1 protein-coding gene is annotated in these 4,574 nt (G+C 75.9%); it reads right to left on the minus strand.

Annotated features, from left to right (window positions below):
* Positions 1-4,548, minus strand: a 4,548-nt coding sequence (locus FNQ90_RS13430) for an ATP-dependent helicase (protein WP_182606597.1), incomplete at its 3' end; no start/stop codon positions are given.
* Between the last annotated feature and the right edge of the window lie 26 nt (positions 4,549-4,574).

Consider the following 4,574-nt stretch of genomic DNA (forward strand, 5'->3'; position numbering starts at 1 on the left):
TTCCAGGACCGTGCGGCCCCCGCGCTCCACGTAGAGCACCAGGGCGCCGTCCACCAGCACCACCAGGGCCCCGGCCTTGCGCCCCGGCTTGTGGCCCGCCCCGCCGGGGGACTCGGGCCAGGGGAGCGCGGCCCCGTAGGCGTTGGCCGGATCCGTCGCCGCCAGTACCACCGTCCGGCGGGGCGGTCGTCCCGCCGCGGCCTCCGGGCCGGCCGGTCCGGAGGACCGGACCCGGTCCACCGCTCCGTCCAGGGCGAACTGCGCCGCGCCCAACCCCTCCACCACGTAACCGCGACGGGCCCGCCCGGTCTCCTCGAAGGCGGAGAGCACGCGGTAGGCGGCGGCGAAACCGCCGGGGGTGCGCTCGGCGGCCACCGCCCCCCGGGTGACCACGCCGTGCCGGTCCAGCAGCGCCCCGGCCAGGGCGTGGGCGCGGAGCGTGGCGTGCTCCTCCCGCTCCCGGGCGACGGTGGGCTCCGGGTCACGGGGCACCAGAGCCCATCTCCCGGTCACCGTCGGCGGACCGCCGCCCGCCCGGCCCGCTCCCGCACCGGCGAGCCCGGCGGGGCGGCCCAACCGGGAGCGGGGCGCCGGCCGGCGCCCCCGGTGGGCGGTGGAGCCGGCCGTTCGTCCCGAGTGCAGGAGCGCCCGCAGTGGCCCGATGGTGTCGTTGGTCAGCAGCCCGGCCCAGGTCAGGTCCCACACCACCCGCACCAGCTCCTCCTCGGCCGGGTGTTCCCCCGTCTGCTCCGCCGCGTCGGCGACCGCCCCGGCGAGTTGTCGGAAGAACAGGCCGTAGCCGCCCTCCAGGGCCCGCAGCACGGCCCGGTGCACCGGGCCGTGCTCCAGGGGCATCGCCCCGGGCACCAGCAGCGGCGCGGTGTCCGCCGGATACAGCGCGACCCAGCCGTCCCGACCGGGCAGTGCCCCGGCCCCGCACCACACCACCTCACCGGAGGCGGTCAGCTCGTCCAGCATCGCCGGGCGGTAGTCCGCCACCCGGGCGGGGAGCACCAGTCGTTCCAGCGCGGAGGCCGGCACCGGACAACCCTGCAACTGCTCGACGACCCGGGCCACCCCGTCCACGCCCCGCAGCGCGTCACCGCCGGCCGCACCGGTCCGGGGGAAGGACACGTGCTGCCAGCGCGGCAGGAAGTCGGCCAGCGCCGCCGGGGCCACCGGCTCCAACTCCTCGCGCAGCGCGGCCAGCGACCGGCGCCGCAGCCTGCGCAGCACACCCGGATCGCACCACTCGTGCCCCGGGGTCGGTCCCGTCCCGTCCTGCGGCAGCGGACGGAACTCGCCCTCCACCATCCGGCCCGCGGCGGCCAACCGGGCCAGACCGCCCTCCACCACCGCCGTGCCCAGGCCGAAGACCTCCGCCGCGGTCGCCGAGGTGAAGGGGCCCCGGGTGCGGGCGAAGCGGGCCAGCAGGTCCCCCAGGGGATCGGGCACCGGTTCGGTGAAGGCCTCCGGCACCCCCACCGGCAGCGCGGTGCCCAGGGCGTCGCGCAACCGGCCGGCGTCCTCGATCGCGGCCCACCGTTCCCGACCGGCGATCCGTACCCGGATCGCCCGCCGGGCGCCCTCCAGCTCCTCCACGGGGGCCGGCTCCGCCCCCCGCTCCACCAGCTCCTCGGGGGTCAGGGGACCCAGCACCCGCAGCAGGTCGGCGATGCCCTCGATGTCCTTCACCCGCCGCTCGGGCGTCAGCCAGGCCAGCTCCCGCTCCAGCTCGGCCAGGACCTCCGGGTCGAGCAGCTCCCGCAGTTCGGCCCGACCCAGCAGTTCGGCCAGCAGCCGGGAATCCAGCGACAGGGCCGCCGCCCGCCGTTCGGCGAGGGGGGAGTCGCCCTCGTAGAGGTACTGCCCGACGTAACCGAAGAGCAGGGAGCGGGCGAACGGGGACGGTTCGGGGGTGGTGACCTCCACCACCCGGACCCGGCGTGCCTCGATGTCGGAGAGCAGCTCGACCAGCCCCGGTACGTCGAAGACGTCCTGGAGGCACTCGCGCACCGCCTCCAGCAGGATGGGGAACGATCCGAACTCGCTCGCGACCGACAGCAGCTGGTGGGCCCGCTGCCGCTGCTGCCACAGCGGGGTGCGCCGGTCCGGGCGCCGGCGGGGCAGCAGCAGGGCCCGCGCCGCGCACTCCCGGAAGCGGGAGGCGAACAGCGCCGAACCACCGACGGCGTCGGTGACCAGCCCCTCGATCTCCCCGGCGTCGAACAGCACCTCCTCCGCCCCGACCGGTGCCGTCTGCGACCCTCCGGCACCGGCCCCGTGGTGTTCCTCGGACCAGCCGTACGGGTCGGGCAGGTCCGCGGCCGGATCGGTGTCGGGAAGACGCAGCACGATGCCGTCATCGGCATGCATCACCTGGGCGTCCAGCCCGTACCGCTCGGAGAGCCGGGTGGCGAGGGCCAGCGCCCAGGGAGCGTGCACCTGCGCCCCGAAGGGGGAGTGCAGCACGACCCGCCAGTCGCCCAGTTCGTCACGGAACCGCTCGACCACCACCGTCCGGTCGTCCGGCACGTGACCGCAGGCCTCCCGCTGCTCCCGCAGGTGGGCGAGGAGGTTGTCCACCGCCCTGCCGTCCAGCCCCGCTCGCGCCAGGCGTTCGGCCGCCGCCGCCGGTTCCAGGTGGTTCACCTCGCGGAGGAAGGCCCCCAGGGCGCGGCCCAGCTCCAGCGGCCGGCCCAGCTGGTCCCCCTTCCAGAAGGGCAGGCGCGCGGGGGTGCCGGGAGCCGGGGAGACCAGCACTCGGTCGCGGGTGATGTCCTCGATCCGCCAGGAGGTGGTGCCCAGGGTGAAGACGTCGCCCACCCGGGACTCGTAGACCATCTCCTCGTCCAGCTCGCCCACCCGGGTGCCGCCGCGCGAGGGGTCGCCCCCGACCAGGAAGACCCCGAACAGGCCCCGGTCGGGGATGGTGCCGCCGGAGGTCACCGCCAGCCGTTGGGAGCCCGGACGACCGGTGAGGGTGCCCTCCACCCGGTCCCAGATCAGGCGGGGCCGAAGCTCGGCGAAGGCGTCGGAGGGATACCGTCCGGCGAGCATGTCCAGCACGGAGCGGTAGGCGGACTCCGGCAGTGAGGCGAAGGGCGCCGCCCGCCGGACGGTGGTCAGCAACTCGTCCACGCCCCGGGTGTCCATCGCGGTCATCGCCACGATCTGCTGGGCCAGCACGTCCAGCGGGTTGGCCGGTACCCGCAGCGCCTCGATGGCCCCCTCCCTCATGCGCTCGGTCACCACGGCGGACTGGATCAGGTCCCCCCGGTACTTGGGCAGGATGACGCCCGCCGAGACGGCCCCCACACTGTGGCCGGCCCGCCCCACCCGCTGCAGTCCGGAGGCCACCGAGGGCGGGGACTCCACCTGGATCACCAGGTCCACCGCGCCCATGTCGATGCCCAGCTCCAGGCTGGAGGTGGCGACCACGGCCGGGAGCAGCCCCGCCTTGAGCTCCTCCTCCACCCGGGCCCGCTGTTCCTTGGAGACCGAACCGTGGTGGGCGCGGGCCAGTACGGCGGGGGCCCCGCGGCTCGCCCCGGAACCCCCCATCAGCTCGGCCGGGCCGTGCTCCTCGGCGAGCGGCTCGTCGGCCCGCCGCTCGGCGGCGATCTCGTTGAGCCGGTTGCACAGCCGCTCGGCGAGCCGGCGGGAGTTGACGAAGACGATGGTGGAGCGGTGCGCCTCCACCAGGTCGACGATGCGCTCCTCCACCGAGGGCCAGATCGAGGGCCTGCCACCGGTGCCGGGGGAGTCGGGGGCGCCCGGGCCGCCGGGGTCCGAAACCGGCGAGCCACCGAGATCGCCGAGGTCGTCCACCGGGACCTGCACCGACAGGCGGAACTCCTTGTGGGCCGGGGGCTGCACGATCCGCGCCCCGCCCCGGGGGGACAGGAAGCGGGCGACCTCGTCGACCGGGCGCACGGTGGCCGACAGCCCGATGCGCCTCGCCGGCCTGTCCGGCAACTCGTCCAGACGCTCCAGGGAGAGCGCCAGGTGGGCCCCGCGCTTGGTGCCCGCCACCGCGTGCACCTCGTCGAGGATCACCGTCTCCACCCCGGCCAACGACTCCCGGGCGCCGGAGGTCAGCAGCAGGAAGAGCGACTCGGGAGTGGTGATGAGGATGTCCGGGGGCCGGCGGGCCATGGCCCGCCGCTCGGCTGCCGGGGTGTCCCCGGAGCGGATGCCGACCCGCACCTCCGGCTCGGGGAGACCGAGCCGGAGGGCCTCCTGTCGGATGCCGGTCAGCGGACTGCGCAGGTTGCGCTCCACGTCCACGGCGAGCGCCTTGAGCGGGGAGACGTACAACACGCGGCAGCGCCGGATGGGGTCGGCGGGGGGCGGTTGACCCGCCAGCCCGTCGAGCGCCGAGAGGAACGCGGCGAGTGTCTTGCCGGAGCCGGTGGGGGCGACCACCAGGGCGTCGGAGCCGGCGGCGATCGCCTCCCAGGCACCGGCCTGGGCCGGGGTGGGGGAGTGGAACGCGCGCCGGAACCAGGACCGGGTGGCGGGGGAGAAGAGGTCGAGTGCCCCCATCGTGTCCGCGCCGCCCGTCCCGGGGA

The sequence above is a fragment of the Streptomyces alkaliphilus genome, assembly GCF_014141535.1.
Lineage (GTDB): Bacteria > Actinomycetota > Actinomycetes > Streptomycetales > Streptomycetaceae > Streptomyces > Streptomyces alkaliphilus.